Origin of the sequence: Rhodococcus sp. AB351 (assembly GCF_049538275.1) — a bacterium.
Lineage (GTDB): Bacteria > Actinomycetota > Actinomycetes > Mycobacteriales > Mycobacteriaceae > Rhodococcus.
This window is the reverse complement of sequence record NZ_JBMVFW010000001.1, coordinates 46,841-70,033: the sequence shown is the minus strand read 5'-3', so window position 1 is coordinate 70,033 and position 23,193 is coordinate 46,841. Positions and strand designations below refer to the sequence as shown.

The following is a 23,193-nucleotide window of genomic DNA, read 5'->3' as shown; positions in this document are numbered from 1 at the left end:
TTTACGTCGATCAATGCCTGCCCCTCGAAACGTTCTGTACCGGACCTCGTCCCTTCCCGCCGAGGGCGCGCCGGCTCTCCGCGGCAACTGCCCGACCCTTCGACATAAACTTGATGGATAATCGGGTTAGCCATGATTGATCTCTGCGGGAGAGCTGCGTGCGGATGGCACCGACCATCAGCGCCGTCCTGCGGCCCGGGAGCACTCCCCCGTCGAGATGATCGAGCTCGTTACTGACCGTTTCAGAATGACTTCCGTAGTCGTCTCAAACAGATGATGCTGCAGGCGAGTTCAAGTAGCCCTTGGTGTAGGTCGGCTCGTACCTCCGAGCGGACGCGCAAGCGTTTGAACTGGTGCAGCCACGCGAAGGTGCGCTCGACGACCCAGCGGACCTTGCCCAGACCGGAACCGTGCGCGACGCCGCGGCGAGCGATCTTCGGCGTGATGCCGCGCCGGCGCAGCAGAGCACGGTACTTGTCGTAGTCGTAACCACGATCGGCGAACACCCGACGTGGCCGGCGTCGCGGTCTGCCTCGCCGCCCCCGAATGTGCGGTATCGCCTCGATCAGCGGCAGTAGCTGGGTGACATCGTGCCGGTTCCCGCCGGTCAGCGTCACCACCAGCGGTGTGCCGTGCCGGTCGACGAGCACATGATGTTTGCTGCCCGGTCGGCCCCGATCGACTGGTGACGGACCCGTATGAGCCCCCCTTTGAGGGCTCGCACGTGCGAGCCGTCGACCGCGACGTCGTCCATGTCCAGCAGCTTCGCGGTACGGAGTTCGGAGAGCAGCAGAGCGTGTAGTCGCGGCCACACCCCGGCCTCGGTCCATTCCCGCAGCCTGCGCCAGCAGGTGATGCCGCTGCATCCGATCGTCTCGGCCGGAACATCACGCCAGCTCACATTGGTGCGCAGAACGAACAGGACGCCACCGAGCGCGACACGATCGTCGATGGGTTTGCGGCCCGGGAAGCGGGAACGGCGCGCAGGTCGAGGTGGCAACAATGGTGCTATCCGCTGCCACAGATCGTCAGGAACAAGATCATATAGCACCGGGACACTGTGCCTGACGCGGACCTCGAGCGCCACCGATCCACATAATCGGATGATGTAATCCCAGTTGCTTCACACCGCATCACCTCGGCAATCAGCCGGCCTCTTCCTATGATGCGCGAGGCGCACGGACCACCGAGAGGTACGGTCAGTCATCTGCTGATCGACTGCTCCGGTTGCAAAAGGAGAGCAAAAGGAGAGAGGCACGATGTTGTACACCGGCAGAGCCAGCGTCGACCGGATGTTCTGTGTGAAAGACGCGGACGATCGGGCCTGGGAAGAACTCCCTCCGCTGCCCGAGCCCGGCTTCGGTCTGCTCGCTGCCGACACCGGGATGGTCTACGTGTACACGGGGATGTCCATGGGACCACTCGACCTGCAGGTCGAGGTCCTCGGTGATGCTCCCGATCTCGTCGACAACGGATGGGAGGACATTGAGGAAGCATCGCTGCAGACCTACTCGGATATCGCCACGGTCCTCACCGGCGCGGAGGAACCCGTCGATGGATTCCCGGACACGGTGCTTTCGGCCGGCACCGGAACCTATCGGGTCCGCGCCTATGCCGCAGGACGCGACCTGGCGTGGGATCTCGTCGTCGACGAGGTGGTCGAGCGATACAAGCTGCAGATTTGGCCAGCACCGTACGCGCCGCCTCGTATCGTCCAGCATCGCAGCGCACACGCAGTGATGGGCTACTAGAAACTGCTGCTGGCAGGCAGGATCGAGTTGATTCCGTTGTCGAGCGGACAACCCCGCGAACACGTTAGGTCATTCTGAAACGGTCAGTTAATGGATGCGAGTTACTACTCTCTCCGGGCTCGCGGGGTCGGAAAATGTCGCAGTAGGCACGCCGACGCTGAGCGGTTCCACGCTCGGTGCTCATCGACTAGGACCTTTCGAACCGATCGAAGGGTGTTCGTCAGGACAGTGCACGCTCGTCGGCGTGGCGTCCGCGGGTGAGCAGGATGCCGAGTCCGATCATGCCGACACCGAGGGTGAAGTGCAGCCAGTCGTCGGCGTGGTTGAGCGGGATGAAGTTGATCGCGCCGTCTTTGTCGAGCAGGAGTCCGAACACCCACAGCCCGAGGTAGATCAGTCCGCCGAGGAGCAGGTAGATCCCTGCAGCGGAGGGAATGCGGGCCGAAGTGATCCCGGCGATGCCGTAGAGCACGTGGACGAGGTTGTGCAGCACGGACACCTGGAACAGTCCGAACAACATTGCGCCGGAGCTGTGTCCGGCACCGGCGAGATGGTCGAGGTCGGAGGTGACACCCGGAATGAACCCGAGGATGCCGACGAGCAGGAACACGGCGCCGACAACCAGCGCGGCGGTCTGGACCGGGGTCGCGGTGAGTGAGCGTCGAGTCGGGCGGGACGATGGAGAAGTCATCATGCGCCCCCTTTCGCACGGTCGATGCAGCATGCGCTTCTTCCGTATAGGTTTTCCGGCGTCGCTCAGCACCAAACCGCCGGGGACGGCGTAGGTCGAGGACCATCAGTGTGTATCCGACGGCTGCGGTGCGGGGCCCGGGGATGCCCAACGGTGTGTGAAGGTTTCCTCGACATCGCGGGCACGGCGCTCGAGATGGAGGCGGGTTGTGCCGTCGTGGGCGTTGATCCGATCACGTACCAGGACGAGTTGATCGTGGATTGCGCTGCGGTGCTCCTCGGTGGTCGCCTTCCATACCAACAGGTGCAGCATCGACAGCAGTGCCCCGAGGACCTCGGGGTCGGTGGCGCCGTAGAGCCGCGGCTGCGTACATACCAGATCCAGCAGGTCGGCGAAGGTCGGGCGCGCGATCACCACGCGCGCCCGGTCATCGGAGTCGCACACCGTATACGGCCCCAGGCGAGCGGGCAGCAATTCGACAAGCACTGCGGTGCACGCAACCAGTCCGTGCACCGCGGTGGTCGGATCGTTGATACCCGGGGACAGGGCCCGCACCACCACATCGGTGAGCTGACGCAGCCCGTAGCCGACGTCCTGGGCGGTGGTCCGTTCGCTGCCGGTGCGTACCGCGTCGCGGATCTGGTCGGCGAGCCGGTCGAGTGTCTCGCCGGCCAGGGGGTGTTGTGGGTGGGCGGGCCAGCAGCGCGCGATCGGTGTTCCCGCCACGAGGGGGCTGCCCACCGGACGATCGATCCGTACCAGCGCGTCGGCGTGCACCGCTGCGGTAAGGACGGTGTGTTCGTCGATTTCGATCACGAATCCGGAACCGGTCGCGTCGACGAGGTGGGCGTGCGGTGGCGGTTCGGGTAGCGGTTGTGCAGGGCCGTTGTCGGCGGTGGCCCGGGGCAGGATGTGCGCGGCGGTCGCGCAGGTGTCGGCGCGTACCTGGTCGAGGATGGTTTCGATGCGGATCTGCCGGACCAGATGGCCGAGGAAGAGCACCAGCGCCACCACGCTGGCGACGGTCAGGGCATACGCCAGGGTCACGGCCAGTGGGGGCACGAATTCGTTGGTGTCGGTGCCGGTCTCGTTGCGGACTGTTCGCAGCACCGTCAGCGCGTAGATGAAGGTGCTCAGGAACAACGCCAGGGTGCGTTGCACGACCCGGTCGGCGGCGAAGGTACGCAGCAGCCGCGGCGAGTATTGGCTGCTGGCCAGCTGCAAGGTCACCAATGTGAGGGAAAACGTCAACGAAGTGACGGTGATGAGCGAGGCGGCGATCGCGCCGAGCACCTCCCGGGCCGCGTCGGCGCCACCACCGAACAGATAGCCGGCCACTGCCGGGGGCATGTGGTCGTCGACGGCGGTGTCGAGTTCGGGCACGCCGATCCCGGCGAGGACCGCGAGCAGCACCGCCACGGCCGGCAACGGCCACAGGCGCGAGCGCAGGGCCTCGGCCAGCACGCGGCGCCGCCGACGTAGCACCTCGAGCGGATTCGTGTGCCCGGTGCTCTCGCCGGTCATGGGAGCCTCCGGGGCGTCATCGACGGTCTCCATCATGCGTATCGGGTCGCCGGTCGTCGTCTGCGGGGCGGGCCACGTCCTGGAGGGCCGAGCCGTCACCGCGCTGCTCGCAGGCGATCACACTGAAGCTGCCGTCCGTTTCGAGTACCACCGCCGCGACCTGAGCCAAGTCTCCGAACCCGGAGGCACGCACCGCTTGGCGCACCTCCCCGGGACTGACCCGCTGCTGCGCCAGCGCCCGGTCGAGCAGCACTCCATCCTCGACGAGGAGGGTGGGATCGGCGGTGAGCACCGTGCGCACGCGGGGTCGGCGGGAGGAGACGAACGCGGCCAGATACTGCAGCGCCGCCAACAGCACCAGTGCCACCGCGCCCTCGGACCACGACACATCGGAGCTGAGCAGGATCGTCGCCAGCGTCGAACCGAGCGCGACGGTCACGACCAGGTCGAAGGCGTTGAGTTTGGCCAGGGTTCGTTTTCCCGAGATTCGCAGTACGACCACCAGCCAGAGATAGGCGGCCGCACCGACGAGCACCACCCGCATCAGATCGGACCAGCTTCCGAACCACATTCGTCGGGCATACCCGCACCGGCACGCGGGTACTCGCCCGGCCATGGCCACCGATCGCACCCGAACAGATCCGTCGCTGCAACTGTCCGTCGGCCGGGAGCAGGTCGTGATCGACCACCGATACGAGACGGCCTCGATCGTCAACGACGTCCTGATCGCGGTGTTCTTCACCATCGGCAGCGTGTTGTTCTTCTTCGACTCCACCCAGACCGCCGGCACCTGGCTGTTCCTGCTCGGTTCGCTCGATTTTCTCGCCCGGCCCGTGATCCGCCTGAGCCGGCGCACGCATCTGCGGCGGCTGGGACACCGCTCCGCTCCCACCGACCGCGACTACGACTTCTGATTCTCCGAATCTCGGCCCGCACTCCCCCGAGTCACCATCGTTCGGATGGGTGACGATTGCGATGCGTCGATCCGGGAATGCGATCGTCATGCACATCGATGTCGTTCTCGCCGTGGTCGGCGGACTCGGGGTAATCGTGGCAGCGATCTCCTCGACGATGCGCCGCCTGCCGCTGTCCGAACCGCTGCTCGGTCTGGTCGCCGGGATACTGCTCGGCCCCCAGCTGCTCGACGCCGTGCCGATCACACCGGTAACGGAGGAACACGGCCTGTTCCACGAGCTCGCCCGGATCCTGCTGGCGGTCTCGGTGATGGCGGTTGCGTTGCGTTATCCCATCGCCGCGCTGCGTCGCCACCGCCGCGCCCTGGCGGTGTTGCTGCTGGTCGTCATGCCCGCGATGGCGGCAATTTCGGCCGGACTCGGCTGGGCGCTCGCCGGCCTACCCCTGGCTGCGGCGCTGTTGTTCGGGGCCGCGATCTGCCCGACCGATCCGGTGTTGGCGTCGAGTGTGGTCACCGGGGAGTTCGCCGAACGGGACCTGCCCGCCCGGGACCGGCAGTTACTGTCGCTCGAATCCGGTGCGAACGACGGCCTGGCGCTGCCGCTGGTACTTGCGGCAATCGCGGTCGCCGGTCCCCTCGGTGCCGGGGCGGCGGTCACCGAATCACTGTGGCAGGTGCTCGGCGCCTTGGCCGTCGGCGCGATTGTCGGCGCGGTCGGCGGTGCGGCCCTGCGCCTCGGCGCCCGCCACGGCGCCACCGCACACGGGCCGGCGTTGTTGTTCACCGTCGTGCTGGCGCTGGGCATTCTCGGGGTGGCTGGGCTGCTGCACGTCGACGGGGTGCTCGCCGTGTTCGTCGGTGGCCTGGCGTTCAACCTGGTCGGCACCGGCGCCGAGCGTGCCGCGGAGGTCGAGATCGACGAGGCCGTCAATCGGTTCGTGGTGTTGCCGTTGTTCTTCCTGCTCGGCGCGGCGCTGCCGTGGCAGCAGTGGGCGCAGCTGGGCTGGACGGCGCCCGCCTTGGTGGTCGCTGTCCTGCTTCTGCGGCGGATCCCGATCGTGCTGTTGTTGCGACGGCCACTGCATCTACCGCTGCCCGACGCGGTGTATCTCGGCTGGTTCGGGCCGGTGGGGGTGTCCGCATTGTTCTATCTGACGATGGAAGCCGAACGCCTCGGCGTCGACGACGCCGTGCTCGGCGCCGGTACGCTCGTGCTGACCGCGAGCACAGTGGCGTTCGGTCTCACCGCCGCAGCCGGGCGCAACCTCTACGTTCGGGCCGTAACAGGAAGAGTCGATCGGGTGCAGCCGACGCGCGCTAGGGACCGGAGGTAGACGGCAATGACGTGGTTACTCAGCGCGCTCGGCGCGGCGCTCGTCGCGGTGGCGCTGCGGGATATCTATGCGACCTTGTGGCATCCGCACGGGCTGGGCACGCTGAGCCGCTGGGTGTTCCGAATCATCTGGTCGATCGCCGGGAGGATCCGCCGCCACGGTCGGGCGCTCGGCTCCGCCGGACCGCTGGGCATGATTGCCGCGGTGTTGCTGTGGGCGGCGCTGATCGTGACCGGGTGGGCGCTGATCTACCTGCCGCACATGCCGGGCGGTTTCTCCTTTGCCTCTGCGCTGCAGCCGCAGTCGTCATCCGATCCGGTGGCGTCGCTGTATCTGTCGCTGGTGACCGTGGCCACCCTCGGCTACGGCGACATCACCCCCGTCTATCCGGTGCTGCGGCTGCTGCTCCCGGTGCAGGCGTTGATCGGGTTCGTGCTGTTCACCGCGGCGATCTCGTGGATCCTGCAGATCTACCCGGCGCTGATCCGCCGCCGCGCCGCCGCCCGGACCGTGCATCTGCTGATCTCGACCGATTCGACCGAGGTTGCCCGCCGTGGAGAGGCGAGCATTGCGTGCGCGCTACTCGACGAGCTCACCGAGGCGTTGACCACCGTGGAGTTCGATCTGCGGCAGTATGGCGAAACGTACTTCTTCCGCGACGCCGACTCCGATCGGTCCCTGGCCGCGATGCTCGGGCACGCTCCCTCTCTGGTTCGGGCCGGGGAGGCATCGACGGCGATGGAGGTGCGCCGCGCCGCAGTGCGGCTCGAGCAGCAACTCGGGTCGCTCACCGGCTATCTCGATAGCCGCTATCTGCACACCGGAGGATCGATCGAACAGATCTGCGCTGCCTACGCCGCCGACCACCGGCACCGGACCACACCACGGTGACCCGGCGCCGGCGATGCTGCGTGAGCAGGTCAGTTGAGGGCGGCGAGCAGATCGCGGCAGGCCTGCTCACAGTGCCGGCACGCCTCGGCGCAGATCCGGCAGTGCTCGTGATGGGAACTGTGCCGGTCGCATTCGTCGCCACAGACCTGGCAGGCGGTGGCGCAGGCCTCGAGCACGGCCTTGGTGACCGTCGCGTTGTTGCCGGTCTGGCGCGAGAGGATCCGGGCGGTCGCCGCACACAGGTCGGCGCAGTCGAGGTCGGTGCGGATGCAGGTGGTCAGGTCGGCGACGGTGTCCTCGGCCAGGCACGCGTCGGCGCAGGCGGTGCACGTCTGCGCGCAGTCGGTACACGCCTCGATGCAGGCGGCCAACACGCCCGTGTCGATGTCGCCCACATTCTTCGGATAGCTCTCGAGCATGCTCGCTGCAGTGCCCATGACAGTGCTCCTTTCCTCGGGTGACGGCTTCTCACGGAACAGCAAGTTCCGCTTCGTCTGTCGCGTACCCGAACAAGCACACTCTCAACATGTCGTACAGATTTTTCGGTGCCCGACAGTACCGCCGCCGCGGTGGACCAGCCCAGGAGAATCGAAAGGTCAGGTGGGGTCGTTCATCGGACACCGCTGTGGACAGCGGGTAACAATGGGCTGTGCGGGGGTGGTGTGCGGTTCGGCGGTGCGCACCGATGACCGCGCGCCACTCCTCGCCTATCACGGTGCCCCGACGGGTCGGTGCCGTCCGGCGGCTGCACGACGAAGGCTGCCGGGCCGAGCCCGACGGTCGGGGGGTCGCTGCTCAGGAGCGCTGCTGGTCAGGAGCTCTCGGGCCACGGCACGGTGGCCTGCAGCACCGCTTCGGTCAGTGCCTCGGTGCGCCAGGTGGTCACCTGCTGGTAGTCGGGGTCGGCGACCATCTGTGAAAACGCGCTGCGGGAGGGATAGCGCACCAGCAGCACCGCATCCCACTGTTGCCCCGGCTCGGCGACCAGCGCGGTCGAGCCGTCCCCGGCGTAGAGGACCTCCCCGCCGTAGCGTGGCAGAAACCTCTCGTGCAGCGCTGCGGCGTACCGGTCGTAGAGTTCCCGTCCGCCGTCGGCGAAACGCAGCAGATTCAGCATCACCACCGGCCCACCGGGATCCTCGGCAAGAAAACGTTTCAGGTCGGCACCCCGCGGATCGACAGCCATGCCCGCAGTCTGACACAGCCCGCGCTCGCGCTCGCGCCCGATTGCCGCAATTGGTGTCTTCACCGGGATGGGCATGCAGGACAGGTGCACCGGCGGTGACGTACCGTCGACCGCGTGCGTGCACCCTGCCGTGTCCTCCCCACCGGAAGGCAGAGACGATGACCGATGCTGCCGATCCCATCGTCGTTCTGCTCGTCGAAGACGATCCCGAAGACGAGTTGATGACCCGGGAAGCCTTCGCCGACCACAAGATCACCAACGTCGTGCACGTGGTGCGTACCGGCGAGCAGGCACTGCAATTCCTGTACCGGCAGGGCCCGTACAGGGAGGCACCCGGCCCGGATCTGATCCTGCTCGATCTGAATCTGCCCCGTCTCGACGGCCGCGAGGTATTAGCCCGGATCAAGGCCGATCCGGAACTGTCTGCCATCCCCGTGGTGGTGTTGACCTCCTCCGCAGCCGAAGAAGACCTGTTACGCAGCTACCGGCTGCACGCCAACGCCTACATCACCAAACCCGTCGACTTCGATCAGTTCGCGGGCGTGATCCGCACGATCGACAACTTCTTCCTGCACGTAGTGCGTCTGCCCCATCGGCCGCCGATCTCCGACGCACCGTGAGGCGATGCGCCGACGCGGGCTGCGCGCACCTGAGGTGACGCATCCCCGTGTCTAACGGTCGGCGCCCAGTTCGGGAGCTCGGACGAATACCAGTGCATCCTCGCCGGCGATCCGGTGGTCGATGATGCGGTCGATGGTCTGCCGCCACTGTGCACGCACCGCGTCGATGTCGGCGCCGGCGTCGAGTCGTTGCAAAATATTCTGTTGCGCAACGTGATAGGCCATGCGGGTATCGATGTCGAAGGAGGGCATGGGCCTGCACCCTACGGGCCACACGCGAGAAGCCCAAACACCCTGGTCGTCGTGAAGGCGATTGCCGAGCCGAAGGTTTCGCTAGGACGGCGCTCGTGTATCCGGATCGCGCCTCGAGTCATCGGGGCACCGTGGGCGCAGCCGCGAGAGCGGCATCTGTTCGCCGCCTACAACTTGGGCGAGGACAAGCTGTACGAGCATGTGAAGGCGACGAAGAACCGCACCAAGTTCCTCGAGTTCTGCCGATACCTGCGCAGCCTGTACTCGGCCGATGTCCGTATCGCGATCGTGCGTGACAACTTCTCACCGCACCTGACCACGAGTAAAGTGCCAACGGGTCGCTCGGTGGGGGAAGCGAACAACGTCGAGTTCGCGTACATCCCGACGAACAGCCCGTGGTTGAACCGGGATCGAGGCGCAGTTCACCGCGTTGCGGTACTTCGCGCTCGACGGCACCGACCACGGAAGTCACCGCACGCAGGCGTCGATGATCCGCCGTGACACCATCTGGCGCAACAACCACGCCGAGGATCGGCGGCTACGCGAGATCATCGACAAGGCAAACATTGCATGATGCGGCATCAATCGGTTCGCTCGGCCACGTTCTGCAGTTTGGGCGCGGCCCCGGCAGCAGGGGGCGGGTCGTCGCCGTGAACGATCAGAATCGGACAAGGGGCGTGTTCGGCACAGGCCATGCTGACCGAGCCCAAGAGTAGGCCGCTGAATCCCCCGTGGCCGCGGCTGCCGACAGTCAGCAATCGGGCATTGCGGCTGGCGTCGAGGAGGACGGCTGCAGCGCTTCCACGATGGACACGCTGTCGCACAGGCACGGCTGGTTCTGCGCCGAGGACGTCTCGTATCGCCTTATCCAGCATCTGCGCGGTCTCTTGTTCGGGATCCAGGTTTGCGGGCCATCCTTCGGCCGATGTCCAGGGAATGTGCCAAGCCGACACCACGTCGATGCTCAGTCCCGCAGACAGTGCTAGGAAACTGGCCCATCGTAAAGCTTGTTTCGACGGTTCGGAACCGTCCACACCCACGACGATGCGGTCCTTCTGGTCCTCGCTCACACGCGATGCCCTCTCCTCGCCCCCCTGTCGCTGTTGTCGGCGGTACAGACGGATATCGCCGGCTGTGATATCGCTCGATTCCGCATCAAGGGGATCGGTGGCCTGCGATCCGGGACGCCGTGTTCGGCACGTGTCCCGGGTGTGGCAAATTTTACGCCTGCTCGATGACACTGGTGCGAAATCTCGAAGCGGCGAGGGCGTGCATCGCGCTGTCCGTCGCGCAATACCGTGATCACCCTGACGCGTAGCAGTGACCAGCTGAGCGGCGGAGGTCTGTACGCGAGTGCGGGCCTTGACCCTGGTTCTTGGACACTCTGAATCCAGCACCTGTTGGGGAAGCGAGATGATCTTCGGTCATCTCACGAAAGAACGACTCGGAGGTGTTCCGGCGTCAGGCGGTCGAGTGGTGCGAGTCCGCACCCGGCGCGACGATCCGAGGTATCGCCGCTGACCTCGGGGGTGCGCGACACCTGTCAGGCTGGAGCGACCGGTACGCATCCCCGTGTCTAACGGTCGGCGCCCAGTTCGGGAGCTCGGACGAATACCAGTGCATCCTCGCCGGCGATCCGGTGGTCGATGATGCGGTCGATGGTCTGCCGCCACTGTGCACGCACGTCGTCGATGTCGGCGCCGGCGTCGAGTCGTTGCAAAATATTCTGTTGCGCAACGTGATAGGCCATGCGGGTATCGATGTCGAAGGAGGGTAGTGCCATGGGCCTGCACCCTACGGGCCACACGCGAGAAGCCCAAACACCCCGGTCGTCGTGATGGCGATTGCCGAGCCGAAGGTTTCGCTAGGACGGCGCTCGTGTATCCGGATCGAGTGTCGAGTCATCGGGGCACCGTGGGCGCAGCCGCGAGAGCGGATCGGCCTGTGGTGCGACGGGCACAGCGGGCGATCTCCGCACCGGAGGCGCGCACGCGGAACGGAGGGATCTGTGATGTCTTCCAGCACCGGCGAGACCAAGAAACTGTCGCTGATCGGCTCGATCGCGTTGGGCACCGGGGTGATGATCGGGGCGGGCATCTTCGCCCTGGTCGGTCAGGTCGCCGAACTGGCCGGCTCCGCGATACCGTGGGCGTTCGTCGCCGGCGCGGTCGTGGTGGCGTTCAGCGCGTATTCGTATGTGCGCTATTCGAGCACCGATCCCTCCTCGGGCGGAATCGCGATGATCCTCACCGCCGCCTACGGTCCCGGGGTGATTGCCGGGTCGTTCTCGTTGTTCATGTACGTCTCGATGATCTTGGCCGAGAGTTTGCTGGCCCGAACGTTCGGTACCTATCTGCTGCGCCCGTTCGGGATGCAGGGCTCTGCGGTGTGGGTGCCGGTGCTCGCCGTCACGGCGATCGTGGCGGCCACGATCGTCAATCTGGTGGGCAACCGATGGGTGGAAGGCTCGGCCACGGTCACCGCAGCGCTCAAGATCGCCGGCATCGGTGTGCTGGCGGTGGCCGGAATCATCGCCACCGGGATGTCGGCGCTGTCGGATGCGCTGCTGGGACGCCCCGGCGGCACCCCGCCGGACAGTGGTCTGTGGGGATTTCTGGCCGGTGTAACGTTGTGCATCCTGGCCTACAAGGGCTTTACCACCATCACCAATCAGGGTTCGGACATCCGCAATCCCGAACGCAATATCGCTCGCTCGATCGTGATCGCAATCGCGGTATGCACCGTGATCTACCTGTTGTTGACCGTCGCCGTCGTTGGAAGCCTTTCGGTCCCGCAAATCCTTGCCGCCCGCGACTACGCCCTCGCCGAGGCCGCCGAACCCCTGTTCGGCTCGTGGGGGGTGTGGTTGACAGTAGCCGTAGCCGTCGTAGCGACGTTGTCGGGTCTGGTGGCGAGTCTGTTCTCCGTCTCCCGGCTGTACGACATGCTGCGCGAGATGAAACAAGTCCCGGGTGTGCCGGTGGCGCTGAACCGGCAGTCTCTGCTCATCACCGCCACGCTGGCACTGGTGACGGCGAGCCTGTTCGACCTGAGCCGGATCGCGGCGCTCGGGGCGATGCTCTATCTGTCGATGGACATCGCCATCCACTGGGGAATGATCCGCCGACTGCGCCACCGGGTCGAGTTCACCGTGTGGATTCCGGCGGTGGCCATCGCACTCGATGTGCTCGTGCTCGTTCCGTTCGTCGTGATGAAAGCCCGCAGCGACTGGTTCACGGTGGTCATCACCGCCGCGGTGGCAGCAGTGATCATCGCCGCCCAGGCGGTGAATGCGCGGCGCCACCCCCACGACGATCCCGGACAGAACAGTTCGGCAACGTCCGAGGCGAGCTGAGACGATGCCGTCCATCTGCCGGGGTCCTTCTCCCGCGTAACCCCGCCTGCCGGATCTCGACTCAGCCGACGAGGCGGCGCACCTGCACCAACCGGTCCCCGGCCTCGAGCACCCCCGCCTCGCTCGCGCCGGCGCGCAACAGCTGCCCGTTGCGCACCACCGCGACGACCGGATCGGGCAGCCCGTGCGGTGCACACCCGATCTCCTCGGCCCGCACCTGCCGTTCGGTGAGCGCAGGACCTGTCTCGGAGGTGAGCAACTCGTCGACGAGTTCGGCGCCCGTCGGGGTCGCCACGGCCAAACCGAGCATGCGTCCGGCGGTTTCCGAGGACAACACCACCGAATCCGCACCGGCGCGACGCGCGGCACGCACATTCGCCGACTCACGGATCGCCACGGTAACCGGTACGGTCGGAGCGATCTCGCGGATCGACAAGGTCACCAGCACCGCGGTGTCGTCCCGGTCGACCGCCACCACAACGGCGGTGGCGCGCCCCGCTCCGGCCAGTCGCAGCACATCGGCTTTGATGGCCGATCCTGCGATGGTCACCAGCCCTCGTGCGGCTGCGGCGGCCTGCGCGGCCGGGTCGCTGTCCACCACCACGATCTGCGCCGGGTCGCGGCCCTCGGCGAGCATCGCGTCGATTGCCGCACGACCGGTGGTGCCGTAGCCGATCATGATCGTGTGATGACGCGCTCGGCGGCGCCACCGCCGGATCCGCCGCGCCTGCCGCGAGGTCTCGGTCAGGACCGACAAGGTGGTGCCGACCAGCACGATGAGAAAGAAGATCCGCAGCGGAGTGATGAGAACAACGTTGACCAGACGCGCGGTATCGGTCACCGGAGCGATGTCCCCGTATCCGGTGGTCGACAACGACACCGTCGCGTAGTAGAGACAGTCGAACAGGGACAGACCATCACCGCGCACATCGGTGTAACCGTCCCGGTCGAGGTAGACCACCACGACCACCGCCGCCAGAGCGGCCAGGGCGGATCCGATTCGGCGGACGATGGCCCGCCCCGGGCTGGCCTGCCGCTGCGGCACCCGAACGATGCCGGTGAGGGCGAAACTCGGGCGGTCGGTGAGGGCATCGGGGCGCGCTGCGCGCCTGCCCGGCCCGGTCATCACCGTCTTCCCGCATGGCCGATCGCACCGGCCGCGACCGCCGCACGCCTGGTCGATCGCGGCGTCGCCGCAGCATTGTTGCTGCGCTGCTCGCTCCCTCACCCATATTGCCTGCATCTCGCCGAGCACCCTAACGCGTCCGGGTTCGCCGGCAGTGCCGGGCGGGAAGCCAACGGCTGTTCGCGTTCGCCGCCCCCGGTCGGTCACTATCGTTCGATGACCGAACAACGTTGGCAGCAGGTGTCCGAGTGGCCGTTGATGGCGGCCGCGGTGGCGTTTCTCGGTGCCTATGCGTGGACCGTGCTGGGCCCGCCGGTGGGGGCATCGGCACAGTTCGCCGGGGTCATCATGTGGATCACGTGGGGGGTGTTCGCCGGTGATTTCGTGGTGCGCCTGGGATTGGCGCCGCGCCCGGGTCGGTGGCTGCTGCGCCATGGGCACGAGTTGGCGATGGTCGTCCTGCCGGTGTTCCGGCCGCTGCGCTTGCTGCGGTTGGTGACCTTGCTGGGAGTGCTGCAACGCTCGGCTGGTGCGGCGGTGCGTGGGCGGGTGGTGCTGTACGCAGCGGGCTCGACCCTGTTGCTGCTGATCATCTCCTCGCTGGCGATGCTCGACGCCGAACGCGGTGCCCCGGGCGCGTCGATCGAGACCTACCCGCAAGCATTGTGGTGGTCGACGGTCACCGTCACCACCGTCGGATACGGCGATTTCTCCCCCGTGACCATCACCGGACGGGCGATCGCAGTCGCCTTGATGGTTGCCGGTATCGCGCTGCTGGGCGTGATCACCGCAACACTCGCCTCCTGGCTCGTCGAACGCGTCGGTGAACAGGACGAGGCGAACCAGGCCGCCACCCGGGCACAGGTCGCGGACCTGGCGGCGGAGATCGCTGCGCTACGTGCCCAACTCGCCACCCGTGATGCCCGGGATCGGTGAGCTGCAGTCCCACCGGGCGATGTTCGGACCTCACCGTGCACGGATTGACTTCGAGCGAACCCAGGGATTGCAATCGCATAACCATCGACGGTCAACCACGTCAGCGCCTTGGCACGCCCACACCGGCTTACTAGGGTGAGCCATAGAAACGAAAGTGCAAGATCCATCGACGATTTGGATCTGCCCAACCGGTCGCAATGGTTGCACCACCGCAACGAACAGCATCCGGAGGGGCACGCCCCCTCCGGATGGAGTCGGCCGGATCGAGTATCCCCGGACCCCGCACCCATCCGGTCGGGACGGCCGAACGAGCACCGCGCTCGATGCGGCCGCTTTCGTGGATTGGAGCACACGATGCGAACCAGAAGCCGCTTATCCGGTCTGCTCACCCTTCTGATACTGGCCTGGCTGATCATCGGCGCCGTCGCCGCGGGACAACGCGGATACTACGGTGACGCCTCGACCAACTGCGCCAGCGTCGGCACCATCGCGGTGACCATCGTGGCCGGACCCCTGAACTACATGGGCATCAACCCGACCGTGGACTGCGACTATCCGCAACCCACCAGCTGAGCCCGATCATGAACCCGCACTCCGCCCATCCGGCCGTGACCACCGAATGGATCAAACTGCACCTGGACCGCATGCACGCCCCGACCTCCACAGACCGGCCCGAGCGCGACACCCCGGTCGGCGACACACGACCGAACACCTCCACCGATTCGCACTGAACTCGCCTCGGACAGCGCGTGGCGCCCATGTCGAGCACCCCGTGGAGATCTCGACCCATCACACTGCTCCCCCAGCAGTGACCTCACATCCCCCGTACGGCCCAGGCATGTTGAAGCACGCTGAGGAACATCGATGAATCCCTACTATCCCCTCGCTGTTGCTCTCTACCTCCTCGCGGCCGTGTGGCAAGGCACCCTCGGCACATTCTGACCACCCACGGGATTGCCCCGGTGCGTGCTCCGGACCGATGAAGGGAGAAACCGATCATGCGTACCCACAACTCACACCCCGGTAGGCGTTCCGGTGACGCCGACCCCACCCCCACCGGGTCCGCAGACCACACCACACCCGCAGCTGGAGCGGTCGAACCGACCCGCACCGGCCGGATGCTGGTGGCACTGACAGTAGGAGCGGTGGTCACCGTCGCGCTGCTGGTGTTCATCCTGCAGAACACCGAACGCACCGCCATTGCCTTCTTCGGCTGGGATTTCACCCTCCCGCTGGGCGTGGCGCTGCTGTTCGCGGCTCTGGCGGGACTGCTGATCGCCGCGGTGATCGGCGGCGCCCGGATCTGGCAGCTGCGCCACGCCTACCGCAAAGCCCAATGACCCGGCAGACCGTCCGAACCGGCGCCCGGTCGATCACGACGAAAGGAGACCCTGTGGCACCGCCTGCACACCGTCGCCTACACGCCCACCGCATCTCGGCCGCGCATCGTCGCGCCTGGTCGCTCATCGTTCTTGCATCAACAGCACTCCTGCTCCTCGCATGCGGGGCAGGGCAGATCACCCAGACCGACACCCAGCAGGCCGCCATCAACGGCACCAACGCCGAACTCGGCGACCTGCTGCTGCGCAATGTGTACTTCGAGGCCGAGCCCACCGATCCCGCCGTCCCCCGATACGGCCAGGTCACCCTGGCCTTCACCGTCGTCAACCAGTCCTCCACGACCGACCGGCTCGTCTCGATCGATACCCCCGCCGGAGAATTGACACTCGAGGCCTCCGATCAGGCACGCGAACTGCTGCCCGGCAGTTCCCTGTCCGCCGGGCAACCCATCGAACAACTCCGACCGACCACGGCACCGGATCAGCCCCTGACGGTGCGCGGCCGATTCCCCGCCGAAGCGATCCGACCCGGCCTGACCCACCCGGTGACCTTCACCTTCGAACGAGCCGGCACGGTGACCTTCGAGGTGCCCTTCGACGCCTGGACCCCGAACGAACCGCTGCCCACCGAGCGGCCGCTCCCACCCCTGCCGGCGAGCCCATGACATCGCGACGACTCTGCGCGACAGAGGTTCTCGTCCGTGTCGGCGTCCTGGGCGGATCTGGACCGGGCCCGGTTTGTCCTGACTGCACAGGGGTCACTCTCAAAGCATGAATCCCACCACTCACATCCGCATCATGTCGGCCGCTGCCACCACCGCGGTGGTGTTGACCGGATGCTCGGCCGCCTCCGATGAGGCTGATCCCGTCCCGGCCGCCGCTGTCGCGGTGGCCACCACTACCCATACCCCCGGCACCGTCCCGGTCGATGCGGCGGACAAGACCGCACCGGCCGACGCCGACGCGGCGCTGACCGTCACCGACATTCGCACCGGCGCCCACGACGGGTTCGATCGCGTGGTCTACGAACTCGACGGCCGCGGCACCCCCGGCTGGCGGGTCGGCTATGTCGACCGGGCGATCGAGGTCGGCAGCGGCGACCCGACACCTGTCGCCGGCGACTCGGTTCTCGAGGTCCGGATCAGTGGCTCCGCCTATCCGTTCACCAGCGAGGTCACGCCCTACACCGGTCCCTTCCCGGTCCGTGGGCGAGCGGGTGGTGCGGTCGTCGAGGTCACCGGCGCGACGATCTTCGAAGGCGCCACCCAGTCCTTCATCGGCCTCACCGACCCAAACCTGCCCTTCGCGGTGTACTCCCTCGACGACCCGACCCGCGTGGTGATCGACGTCGCCCGCTGACACACACGACGATCCGGCAGACACAGAGCCAACAGAGGGATGCTCGTGCATCCAGCTCGAAGCACCCCGTCGAGGACCTTTGGTACCAAGCCTCCCGAGCGAGGCAAAGCCCCCACAATCTCGCCCCTCGTGCGCTCTTCATACTATCTGTGCGCCAGCACTGTCGATATCAGGGCAAAGCAACACCGACCCTGATGTCATCGTCGTCCTCCTCCGGAAGTGCGATTCGCCCACAGCCGGACCCCGACGCTGCACAGCCACGCATCAGCATGTGTGCAGGAGCGCAATGATTGCCGAATCGCAGGTACTGCCGGAAGATGACGTCATGAACGCTGTTGCCCGCTCTTCCCCGCCGCGCCGGTCCAGGAAAAAATTCGATCGGCAGGTCGATGCGGTGATGTGGGCCTCGCGCGCATTGGTGGGGATAGCGGCAGCATCGGTCGCCGAGGTGGAAGACCGCGTGAGCATCCCCCACTTGCGCATCCTCGTGCTCGTCGGCACGCGAGGCCCGCTCAGTCTTGCCGTCATAGCGGACGAACTCGCAGTCGATCCCTCCAACGCCAGCAGAGCTGTCGACAAGCTCATCAAGGCGGGGCTACTGGACCGGCGTGACGCGCCGGACGACCGCCGCAGACTCGCACTGACACTCACGCAGGCCGGCGCCGATCTCGTCCAGACCGTCACCGACCATCGACGTGACGCCATCGCGGCGGTACTGAAAAGATTGACTGCCGCGCAGCGTGACGATCTCGCGGCCGCCTTCGACACCTTCGCGGTGGCCGCCGGCGAACCGACCACCGATGATGCGCTGACGCTGCTGGGGCCGATCCGTCCGTGAACGCCATCCGGCTGTGCGCGTCCGTGCCGCGACGACAGTACTGACCGCACTCGTCGTCGCCAACGACTCGGCAACCACCCGTGTCGCCGGGACAACCAGCCTCGCGCAATCGACACCCTGACGCGATTACCGAATCCTCCCCGGGCCCCGCGGCCCGACGGCCATTTGCCAGATAGTGCGGGTTCGCGAGGGTTCCGAGGCCGAGCGGTCTTTTCCGGGGTCGGCAGTCGGGACGTTCGAGATAGCGGGCGAGCAGATCGGCGGCACCGCGCCGGATCCCGACCAAAATTCGTGCCGCTGATCTACAGTCGTCAGCACCGGCTGAGGATGCGGGGTAAAGCTGGCGGACAGGCACACTGATGATCCCACCGACGAAACGTCGACATTCGGGTGGCGCGGCTACGCAGTGGGTTTGCGGGGCATGGCGGCGATGTTGGGTCGACTGCGTCGACCATCCGGTCGGGCAGTTCCGACGAGGATCGCTCCGGTTGACAGGAATCCGGTCGCCCCCAGATGTGCACTGCGCTGATCGTTGCCCGGTTCGACACTTTGTTCCGATGGCGGGCACACTCGTCGACAGAGCAGCATTCGGGATCGGTATACCGGACACGCCAGCGCCTGGTGTCCCTACTGCGCAGCACATTTCATCCCCGTTCCGATGCTGACCTGTGTTCGACTCGTCCGTGCTGAGAGCGTGGATGAGGGTCGGCTCGCGTCGACAATTGTTCGAGGAGACTGTCATGTTCGACTCCGTGGTGCCTGCCGGTCAGCGGCGAAGTCTCGCCGAGCTCGACGAACGTCTGGATCTGTCGGTCGGCGATCGGCAGGCGAAGAGGTCCGCATTCTGGACGATGCTGGCACTGTCGGCGGTGATCGCCGTGGCCGGGGTGGTCAGCGATTCGACGGCCACCGTGATCGGCGCGATGATCGTCGCTCCGTTGTCCACCCCGATCCTCGGAGTGGGGCTGGGTATCACCGTCGGTAGGCGTGCACTGATCGTGCGCAGCATCGTCCGTATCGTTGCCGGGATCGTACTGGTCGTTGTTCTCGGAGTTCTGTTCGCTCGGGTCCTGCCCAATCCCGGTAATGTGCTGGCCAATTCGCAGGTTCTGGGGCGCACATCGCCGACGTTGATGGATCTGGTTGCGGCGTTGGCCACAGGATTGGTCGGAGCTGTCGCGGTGGCCCGACGCGATGTCGGGGATGTACTGCCCGGGGTCGCCATCGCGATCTCGCTGGTTCCGCCTCTCGGCGTGGTCGGGGTGTGTCTCGGTTCGGGAGCACCGACTCTCGCGCTCGGTGCATTCGTGCTGTTCGCCTCCAACGCCGTTGCTCTGATCATCACCGCCACGCTGGTTCTGGTGGCGGCAGGCTACGGCCGGGACGCGGCGCGCGAGGGTGGGTCGCGGTGGCGACGAGCGTACCTCGTGTTGTCGGTTGCGCTGGTCGTCGTCTCGGTCCCGATGGTCGTCAATTCGCTTGCATCCTTGTGGGCCGAGCAGATCTCGGCCCGCGCGGAACTCTGGCTCGACCAGACACCCGGCGCCCAGGTCACCGGAGTGCAGTGGCGCGGCACCACCGTTACTGTGTCCGTCCTCGGGCCTGCCTCCCTGCCGCCCGTGGCCGAACTCGATGCCGCGGTCCAGGCGATCGTGCCGTGGGATCCGCAGCTGCAGGTCGTGCACACCGTCGGCTCGACCATCGAACAGATCGAGGCGAATTAGCAGCGGTGAGATCGGCGAACACCCTGCTCTCACCGCCTTCTTACGGGGTGACGATCGTGAAGTCCGGGTCCGGGTCGTCGAGAAAGCCCATCAGCCTCGCTAACGCTGCATCCATTCCGTCGCTGGTGATGGTGCCGTCCGCGAGAAGCGGTGCCGGATCGGCACCACCGAGCATCACCGCGATCAGAGCCGCTCGGGTCAAACCGATGGTGGCATCGGGCGCCGGCAACGATCCGTCGGTGGGAAAATGGACCAGCAGCCCGTTACGTAACTGGCAACGATGGACGACGTTGTCGTCGGTGAAGGCCCAATCGAATGTGGTGCCCTTCCCCGTCGCCGGAGTCAAGAATGGTGGCTCGACCGCAGTCGAACGCGCCCGGGCGGTGCGCTGGACCCGGCAGGTCGTCGACCTGTGCCCGAAACTCGAACAGGTGCTACTGCTGGGTGCGGCTGCCCGCGACGGCTGGGCCCGAGCCGGCATCACCCGGGAGCTGTACGTTCTGCCCGGCACGATCCCGCACTGCTCGGCTCGCGGTTTGAACTCCCCCGGCGGCCGCGAACGCTTCGAGGCGGCAATCGCGCAGATCGCCCGCTCCCTCACGTGGTAACAACCTCGCCAGGCCATTCGCCACCCCGACCCGCCTGTCCGGGGGACGCGCCGCCCACCCGTTTCGAGAGGACAGATCACCACGATGACCGACCGCGACGTCCTCGCACCGGCAGCTGTCATTACTGCACGGAGCACCGCCACGCACCGGCTCGACGAGCTGACCGCGCTGCCGAAGACAGCAGGGCTGTATGCGTGGTGGGCGGCTCCGTCGGTGCTACCGCAGCTGCCCGGTCCCGCTCACCCCGAGGTGGAAAATCTGCGGTTGCTGTATGTCGGGATCGCCTCGAACCTGCGTCGCCGAAGCACCGGCAATCATCTGCGGCGCAGCGGCAGCTCCACACTGCGCCGCACCCTCGCCGGCCTGCTGCTCCACGAGCAGAACTACCGCACCGAACGTACCGACCGGGTCGTGCTCGTTCCCGAGGACGAGGCCCGGCTGACCGCCTGGATGCACACCCACCTGCGACTGTCGTGGTGCGAACACCCGCACCCGGCCGCGGTCGAACCTGCCGTCATCGAGCAGTGGGCACCCCCGTTGAACCTCGACCACGCTTCCGGCGCTGTCCGTGAGCTGGTGCGCGCTGCCCGCACCGCCTACAACACAAGCGCCTGAACGAGCTATCGCCGACAGGGCACTCGTACTGAGTCCGCTGCATGTGGCCCTTCGACACGCATCGCCCCGGTGAAGCCGAGCGAACTGGCCGTCACCGAGAATCGTGGCCGTGAAGGAACGCCTGTCAGAACCGGATTACCAGCTGGTGTGGCCACGGACCCTGTTCGTGGCCGAAGCATCGAAGCTGCTCAATCAACGTCAGTATCCGGATTGGGACGATCGTTGCCTGCTCCTGCTCACCGATGCATTCGTGAGCGATCATGCCGGAGGCCCCGTCGCCGACTTCAACGAGATCCGCTCCCAAACTGCATCCTGGGACAGGCAACCGACCAGTGCTACTGCGATGACCGATGCGCAGAAGTTCCTCAAGGATTTGATGACGAATGCCGATGCCTTGTACGAGGACGCTCCCCCGCGACGGCCGTACTGGAGAGACCGCCGAGGCAGTTCTCGGCGTGGGGACAATGTGCGTTGGTCCATCCAGACTGTTGCTCGCGAATTCGTCTCCCTGATCCGTGAACTCGACGATGCCTGTTATTTCGATCGACGCTTCGGCGTGAACTGTGTCGACGATGACCGTGGTGATCATGCATCGATCGTGATCGAACGAGAACTGGGCGAGAAGGACGCGTGGCCTCTCGACGCCGACGCGCTCGCGGCCGACGTCGACCTGTTCTACTCGATCGTCGAGGTACTGCACGACAGTATCGCACGCCCACGCAAGCCGAGCTTCTACCACCAGTTCGGCGATTGCGGCTGGCATCGAGAAGACTTCGACATCGACACCGGCCGCGCCATCTACCGGTGGCGAGTGAACAAAATCTTCGACCGCGGTGACACTGGATTGAGACTGGCCGAAGAAGGTGAAGACATCGGCAGACTGGTGACCGTCACCGACGTAGTGCGCGGGGACCTGGTGGCCGCTGTCGCGAACCGCTCCGACGAGGAACCAGCCACCGAGCAGGTGCGCCACGCGTTAGCACTGTTCCGTGAGCGCGGCGCCGATCGAAACCAAAAACGCTCCGCCATTGCAGTGCTGGCGCTGATTCTCGAGGAGCGTCGGCATGACGTTCTGACCGATGCGCTGGCGAAGTCTGATCGAGGTGCACTGTTCGAGATCGCCAACGGCTTCCACATCCGCCATCAGAACGCCGGCCAGAAGCGCGACTACGACGACTTCTACCTCGACTGGGTCTTCTGGGTCTACCTGGCCAGCATCGAGTTGACCAACCGTATCCTCGACGAGCAACAGAGGCCATGAACCCTGCCGGTCGCGGGTGCTACCGGTGTGAACCCATCTGTAACAATCGAGTCGTCGAAACTATAAGCAACTGAGCATATTCAGCATTGGAAGGAAACAGCCCCATGATTCGTAAGCTCCTCGTCGTCACAGCGGCCACGGCCACGTTTGCACTCGGCTCGGCAGGAGTCGCGTCTGCGGACGGTCCTATCGCCTTGCCGCCCACTCACATGTGTGACTTCGTGGGAGGACAGGGGACGTTCGATTGCCTTCTTCTCACGATCCTCACGGCTATCTCCACCGGATCGGCGAATAGCGGCTCGGCCTCGTAGGTTTGGGCGATAACAAAGCGCCCGCGATCCGGAAAACGCAGGGTGCTTTGTTGTGTGGGCAGTGAGTGGGCACAGGACGAACAGGATGCCACCGTGTGCGATGCGGTCGTCGACCGGTTTGCGTCCCGGAAACGGGCACAGACTGGGTTCGCCAACCCTCCGGCCCCCTCGGAGCTCGCGGATAGGCGCTCTTACGTCAACCACAGTCCTTCCATCGGTGCAGGTCGAGCACACCACGCATGACCTGGACCGATGGTTTGCGTCCGCGCCGGTAACCACGCTGATCGGTGCCCGGAACCCACTCGTAGCGAAAACGACGGTCCCGGAAAGACTGCCGGGGACCGCCCTCAACGCGCCGGGGAATCACTCATCTGTCGGGGAACACGTTTTCGTGTTTGTCACTGGTGTCTGATTACATCTGAGCAAGTACTTCGGGGAGTACGTCTCGAAAACAAGGCAGTCGCAGGTGGATGTCGGATCGCCCAGTGCAGCATTGTGCCGGGCGCAGACGGGCTTCTCCGCGCGACGAAAACATGACACTGATAGAGGACACGA

Annotated in this window: 28 protein-coding genes and 1 pseudogene; 18 read left to right on the top strand and 11 right to left on the bottom strand. The window is 66.0% G+C overall.

All coding sequences use genetic code 11. The features are described from left to right. Positions 1–242 precede the first annotated feature (242 nt). Positions 243–1,051 (bottom strand): IS5 family transposase gene (locus tag ACPCXD_RS00375; RefSeq protein WP_423658805.1). Its coding sequence is split into 2 segments (ribosomal slippage): positions 243–703 and positions 703–1,051, totalling 810 coding nucleotides; the frame shifts between segments, so codons are not numbered across the junction. 208 nt (positions 1,052–1,259) lie between these two features. Here ACPCXD_RS00375 and ACPCXD_RS00370 point away from each other — a divergent pair. After that, a complete protein-coding gene (locus ACPCXD_RS00370; RefSeq protein ID WP_423657811.1) occupies positions 1,260–1,751 on the top strand; it encodes a hypothetical protein in 492 nt (163 codons plus the stop codon). Between the two features lie 220 nt (positions 1,752–1,971). Here the strand turns inward: ACPCXD_RS00370 and ACPCXD_RS00365 are convergent, their stop codons facing one another. The 3 genes from ACPCXD_RS00365 to ACPCXD_RS00355 form a co-directional block, all read right to left on the bottom strand. After that, positions 1,972–2,442: a DUF4383 domain-containing protein gene (locus ACPCXD_RS00365; RefSeq protein ID WP_231782007.1), complete on the bottom strand. Its 471-nt coding sequence runs from the start codon at positions 2,440–2,442 to the stop codon at positions 1,972–1,974. Positions 2,443–2,547: 105 nt separating this feature from the next. Continuing rightward, positions 2,548–3,966, bottom strand: coding sequence for a DUF2254 domain-containing protein (locus tag ACPCXD_RS00360; RefSeq protein ID WP_423657809.1), 1,419 nt, complete (start codon positions 3,964–3,966; stop codon positions 2,548–2,550). Between the two features lie 16 nt (positions 3,967–3,982). Further along, complete coding sequence (locus ACPCXD_RS00355) at positions 3,983–4,537, bottom strand: DUF421 domain-containing protein (RefSeq protein ID WP_219130590.1); 555 nt, start codon at positions 4,535–4,537, stop codon at positions 3,983–3,985. 43 nt (positions 4,538–4,580) lie between these two features. On the opposite strand from ACPCXD_RS00355, the gene ACPCXD_RS00350 reads away from it, so the two are divergent. The 3 genes from ACPCXD_RS00350 (at position 4,581) to ACPCXD_RS00340 (ending at position 7,107) form a co-directional block, all read left to right on the top strand. Continuing rightward, complete coding sequence (locus ACPCXD_RS00350; protein ID WP_423657807.1) at positions 4,581–4,880, top strand: YrhK family protein; 300 nt, start codon at positions 4,581–4,583, stop codon at positions 4,878–4,880. An 88-nt stretch (positions 4,881–4,968) separates the two neighbouring features. Continuing rightward, entirely contained in the window at positions 4,969–6,216 is a 1,248-nt protein-coding gene (locus tag ACPCXD_RS00345; RefSeq protein WP_423658802.1) for a cation:proton antiporter domain-containing protein, read from the top strand. A 6-nt stretch (positions 6,217–6,222) separates the two neighbouring features. Continuing rightward, complete coding sequence (locus ACPCXD_RS00340; RefSeq protein ID WP_423657805.1) at positions 6,223–7,107, top strand: potassium channel family protein; 885 nt, start codon at positions 6,223–6,225, stop codon at positions 7,105–7,107. A gap of 29 nt (positions 7,108–7,136) precedes the next feature. On the opposite strand, the gene ACPCXD_RS00335 is transcribed toward ACPCXD_RS00340, so the two are convergent. Further along, on the bottom strand, positions 7,137–7,544 hold the full coding sequence (locus ACPCXD_RS00335) for a four-helix bundle copper-binding protein (protein WP_088898128.1): 408 nt from the start codon (positions 7,542–7,544) through the stop codon (positions 7,137–7,139). A 374-nt stretch (positions 7,545–7,918) separates the two neighbouring features. Then, complete coding sequence (locus ACPCXD_RS00330) at positions 7,919–8,293, bottom strand: DUF1330 domain-containing protein (RefSeq protein ID WP_423657803.1); 375 nt, start codon at positions 8,291–8,293, stop codon at positions 7,919–7,921. Positions 8,294–8,451: 158 nt separating this feature from the next. Between ACPCXD_RS00330 and ACPCXD_RS00325 the strand changes: the two genes are divergently transcribed. Further along, positions 8,452–8,913 carry a response regulator gene (locus ACPCXD_RS00325; RefSeq protein ID WP_423657801.1) on the top strand — a complete coding sequence of 154 codons (462 nt, stop codon included), beginning with the start codon at positions 8,452–8,454 and terminating at the stop codon, positions 8,911–8,913. A 51-nt stretch (positions 8,914–8,964) separates the two neighbouring features. Here the strand turns inward: ACPCXD_RS00325 and ACPCXD_RS00320 are convergent, their stop codons facing one another. Beyond that, positions 8,965–9,165, bottom strand: coding sequence for a hypothetical protein (locus ACPCXD_RS00320; RefSeq protein ID WP_423657799.1), 201 nt, complete (start codon positions 9,163–9,165; stop codon positions 8,965–8,967). A 51-nt stretch (positions 9,166–9,216) separates the two neighbouring features. Between ACPCXD_RS00320 and ACPCXD_RS00315 the strand changes: the two genes are divergently transcribed. After that, positions 9,217–9,666: a transposase gene (locus ACPCXD_RS00315; protein ID WP_423657797.1), complete on the top strand. Its 450-nt coding sequence runs from the start codon at positions 9,217–9,219 to the stop codon at positions 9,664–9,666. Positions 9,667–9,746: 80 nt separating this feature from the next. On the opposite strand, the gene ACPCXD_RS00310 is transcribed toward ACPCXD_RS00315, so the two are convergent. Beyond that, the gene (locus ACPCXD_RS00310) at positions 9,747–10,235 is read right to left on the bottom strand and encodes a universal stress protein (RefSeq protein WP_423657796.1); all 489 of its coding nucleotides are present in this window, start codon (positions 10,233–10,235) and stop codon (positions 9,747–9,749) included. A gap of 506 nt (positions 10,236–10,741) precedes the next feature. Then, positions 10,742–10,948: a hypothetical protein gene (locus ACPCXD_RS00305; protein ID WP_088898131.1), complete on the bottom strand. Its 207-nt coding sequence runs from the start codon at positions 10,946–10,948 to the stop codon at positions 10,742–10,744. 54 nt (positions 10,949–11,002) lie between these two features. Here ACPCXD_RS00305 and ACPCXD_RS00300 point away from each other — a divergent pair, with 54 nt between their 5' ends. Further along, on the top strand, positions 11,003–12,520 hold the full coding sequence (locus ACPCXD_RS00300) for an APC family permease (protein ID WP_514132883.1): 1,518 nt from the start codon (positions 11,003–11,005) through the stop codon (positions 12,518–12,520). 61 nt (positions 12,521–12,581) lie between these two features. Here ACPCXD_RS00300 and ACPCXD_RS00295 read toward each other — a convergent pair whose 3' ends face one another. Next, positions 12,582–13,646, bottom strand: coding sequence for a potassium channel family protein (locus ACPCXD_RS00295; protein ID WP_423658798.1), 1,065 nt, complete (start codon positions 13,644–13,646; stop codon positions 12,582–12,584). 216 nt (positions 13,647–13,862) lie between these two features. Between ACPCXD_RS00295 and ACPCXD_RS00290 the strand changes: the two genes are divergently transcribed. The 8 genes from ACPCXD_RS00290 to ACPCXD_RS00255 all read left to right on the top strand — a co-directional run bounded on the left by ACPCXD_RS00290 (position 13,863) and on the right by ACPCXD_RS00255 (position 19,843). Then, positions 13,863–14,582, top strand: a complete 720-nt coding sequence (locus ACPCXD_RS00290; protein ID WP_088898134.1) for a potassium channel family protein — start codon at positions 13,863–13,865, stop codon at positions 14,580–14,582. A gap of 354 nt (positions 14,583–14,936) precedes the next feature. Further along, positions 14,937–15,155, top strand: a complete 219-nt coding sequence (locus tag ACPCXD_RS00285) for a hypothetical protein (RefSeq protein WP_230792372.1) — start codon at positions 14,937–14,939, stop codon at positions 15,153–15,155. 8 nt (positions 15,156–15,163) lie between these two features. Next, complete coding sequence (locus ACPCXD_RS00280; protein ID WP_423657793.1) at positions 15,164–15,313, top strand: hypothetical protein; 150 nt, start codon at positions 15,164–15,166, stop codon at positions 15,311–15,313. A gap of 267 nt (positions 15,314–15,580) precedes the next feature. Further along, complete coding sequence (locus ACPCXD_RS00275) at positions 15,581–15,922, top strand: lipopolysaccharide assembly protein LapA domain-containing protein (RefSeq protein WP_423657792.1); 342 nt, start codon at positions 15,581–15,583, stop codon at positions 15,920–15,922. A 53-nt stretch (positions 15,923–15,975) separates the two neighbouring features. Further along, positions 15,976–16,587: a copper chaperone PCu(A)C domain-containing protein gene (locus tag ACPCXD_RS00270; RefSeq protein ID WP_423657790.1), complete on the top strand. Its 612-nt coding sequence runs from the start codon at positions 15,976–15,978 to the stop codon at positions 16,585–16,587. Between the two features lie 106 nt (positions 16,588–16,693). Continuing rightward, positions 16,694–17,281, top strand: coding sequence for an AMIN-like domain-containing (lipo)protein (locus ACPCXD_RS00265; protein ID WP_423657788.1), 588 nt, complete (start codon positions 16,694–16,696; stop codon positions 17,279–17,281). A 325-nt stretch (positions 17,282–17,606) separates the two neighbouring features. After that, on the top strand, positions 17,607–18,119 hold the full coding sequence (locus tag ACPCXD_RS00260) for a MarR family winged helix-turn-helix transcriptional regulator (RefSeq protein WP_088899368.1): 513 nt from the start codon (positions 17,607–17,609) through the stop codon (positions 18,117–18,119). Positions 18,120–18,859: 740 nt separating this feature from the next. After that, positions 18,860–19,843 carry a TIGR00341 family protein gene (locus ACPCXD_RS00255; protein ID WP_088899369.1) on the top strand — a complete coding sequence of 328 codons (984 nt, stop codon included), beginning with the start codon at positions 18,860–18,862 and terminating at the stop codon, positions 19,841–19,843. A gap of 40 nt (positions 19,844–19,883) precedes the next feature. On the opposite strand, the gene ACPCXD_RS00250 is transcribed toward ACPCXD_RS00255, so the two are convergent. Beyond that, positions 19,884–20,189 carry an alkyl sulfatase C-terminal domain-containing protein gene (locus ACPCXD_RS00250; protein WP_253250158.1) on the bottom strand — a complete coding sequence of 102 codons (306 nt, stop codon included), beginning with the start codon at positions 20,187–20,189 and terminating at the stop codon, positions 19,884–19,886. On the opposite strand from ACPCXD_RS00250, the pseudogene ACPCXD_RS00245 reads away from it, so the two are divergent. The 3 genes and pseudogenes from ACPCXD_RS00245 to ACPCXD_RS00235 all read left to right on the top strand — a co-directional run. Beyond that, positions 20,158–20,451, top strand: a pseudogene (locus ACPCXD_RS00245) (uracil-DNA glycosylase family protein); the annotation flags it as partial. The gene ACPCXD_RS00250 and the pseudogene ACPCXD_RS00245 overlap by 32 nt on opposite strands. A gap of 84 nt (positions 20,452–20,535) precedes the next feature. Further along, entirely contained in the window at positions 20,536–21,066 is a 531-nt protein-coding gene (locus tag ACPCXD_RS00240; RefSeq protein WP_088899341.1) for a GIY-YIG nuclease family protein, read from the top strand. 109 nt (positions 21,067–21,175) lie between these two features. Further along, positions 21,176–22,327: a hypothetical protein gene (locus ACPCXD_RS00235; protein WP_423657785.1), complete on the top strand. Its 1,152-nt coding sequence runs from the start codon at positions 21,176–21,178 to the stop codon at positions 22,325–22,327. Positions 22,328–23,193 lie beyond the last annotated feature (866 nt).

Coding starts and splice junctions, on each gene's coding strand:
- ACPCXD_RS00370 (WP_423657811.1), top strand. CDS start 1,260: ATGTTGTACACCGGCAGAGCCAGCGTCGACCGGATGTTCTGTGTGAAA.
- ACPCXD_RS00365 (WP_231782007.1), bottom strand. CDS start 2,442: ATGACTTCTCCATCGTCCCGCCCGACTCGACGCTCACTCACCGCGACC.
- ACPCXD_RS00360 (WP_423657809.1), bottom strand. CDS start 3,966: ATGACCGGCGAGAGCACCGGGCACACGAATCCGCTCGAGGTGCTACGT.
- ACPCXD_RS00355 (WP_219130590.1), bottom strand. CDS start 4,537: ATGTGGTTCGGAAGCTGGTCCGATCTGATGCGGGTGGTGCTCGTCGGT.
- ACPCXD_RS00350 (WP_423657807.1), top strand. CDS start 4,581: ATGGCCACCGATCGCACCCGAACAGATCCGTCGCTGCAACTGTCCGTC.
- ACPCXD_RS00345 (WP_423658802.1), top strand. CDS start 4,969: ATGCACATCGATGTCGTTCTCGCCGTGGTCGGCGGACTCGGGGTAATC.
- ACPCXD_RS00340 (WP_423657805.1), top strand. CDS start 6,223: ATGACGTGGTTACTCAGCGCGCTCGGCGCGGCGCTCGTCGCGGTGGCG.
- ACPCXD_RS00335 (WP_088898128.1), bottom strand. CDS start 7,544: ATGGGCACTGCAGCGAGCATGCTCGAGAGCTATCCGAAGAATGTGGGC.
- ACPCXD_RS00330 (WP_423657803.1), bottom strand. CDS start 8,293: ATGGCTGTCGATCCGCGGGGTGCCGACCTGAAACGTTTTCTTGCCGAG.
- ACPCXD_RS00325 (WP_423657801.1), top strand. CDS start 8,452: ATGACCGATGCTGCCGATCCCATCGTCGTTCTGCTCGTCGAAGACGAT.
- ACPCXD_RS00320 (WP_423657799.1), bottom strand. CDS start 9,165: ATGCCCTCCTTCGACATCGATACCCGCATGGCCTATCACGTTGCGCAA.
- ACPCXD_RS00305 (WP_088898131.1), bottom strand. CDS start 10,948: ATGGCACTACCCTCCTTCGACATCGATACCCGCATGGCCTATCACGTT.
- ACPCXD_RS00300 (WP_514132883.1), top strand. CDS start 11,003: ATGGCGATTGCCGAGCCGAAGGTTTCGCTAGGACGGCGCTCGTGTATC.
- ACPCXD_RS00295 (WP_423658798.1), bottom strand. CDS start 13,646: ATGACCGGGCCGGGCAGGCGCGCAGCGCGCCCCGATGCCCTCACCGAC.
- ACPCXD_RS00290 (WP_088898134.1), top strand. CDS start 13,863: ATGACCGAACAACGTTGGCAGCAGGTGTCCGAGTGGCCGTTGATGGCG.
- ACPCXD_RS00285 (WP_230792372.1), top strand. CDS start 14,937: ATGCGAACCAGAAGCCGCTTATCCGGTCTGCTCACCCTTCTGATACTG.
- ACPCXD_RS00280 (WP_423657793.1), top strand. CDS start 15,164: ATGAACCCGCACTCCGCCCATCCGGCCGTGACCACCGAATGGATCAAA.
- ACPCXD_RS00275 (WP_423657792.1), top strand. CDS start 15,581: ATGCGTACCCACAACTCACACCCCGGTAGGCGTTCCGGTGACGCCGAC.
- ACPCXD_RS00265 (WP_423657788.1), top strand. CDS start 16,694: ATGAATCCCACCACTCACATCCGCATCATGTCGGCCGCTGCCACCACC.
- ACPCXD_RS00260 (WP_088899368.1), top strand. CDS start 17,607: ATGAACGCTGTTGCCCGCTCTTCCCCGCCGCGCCGGTCCAGGAAAAAA.
- ACPCXD_RS00255 (WP_088899369.1), top strand. CDS start 18,860: ATGTTCGACTCCGTGGTGCCTGCCGGTCAGCGGCGAAGTCTCGCCGAG.
- ACPCXD_RS00240 (WP_088899341.1), top strand. CDS start 20,536: ATGACCGACCGCGACGTCCTCGCACCGGCAGCTGTCATTACTGCACGG.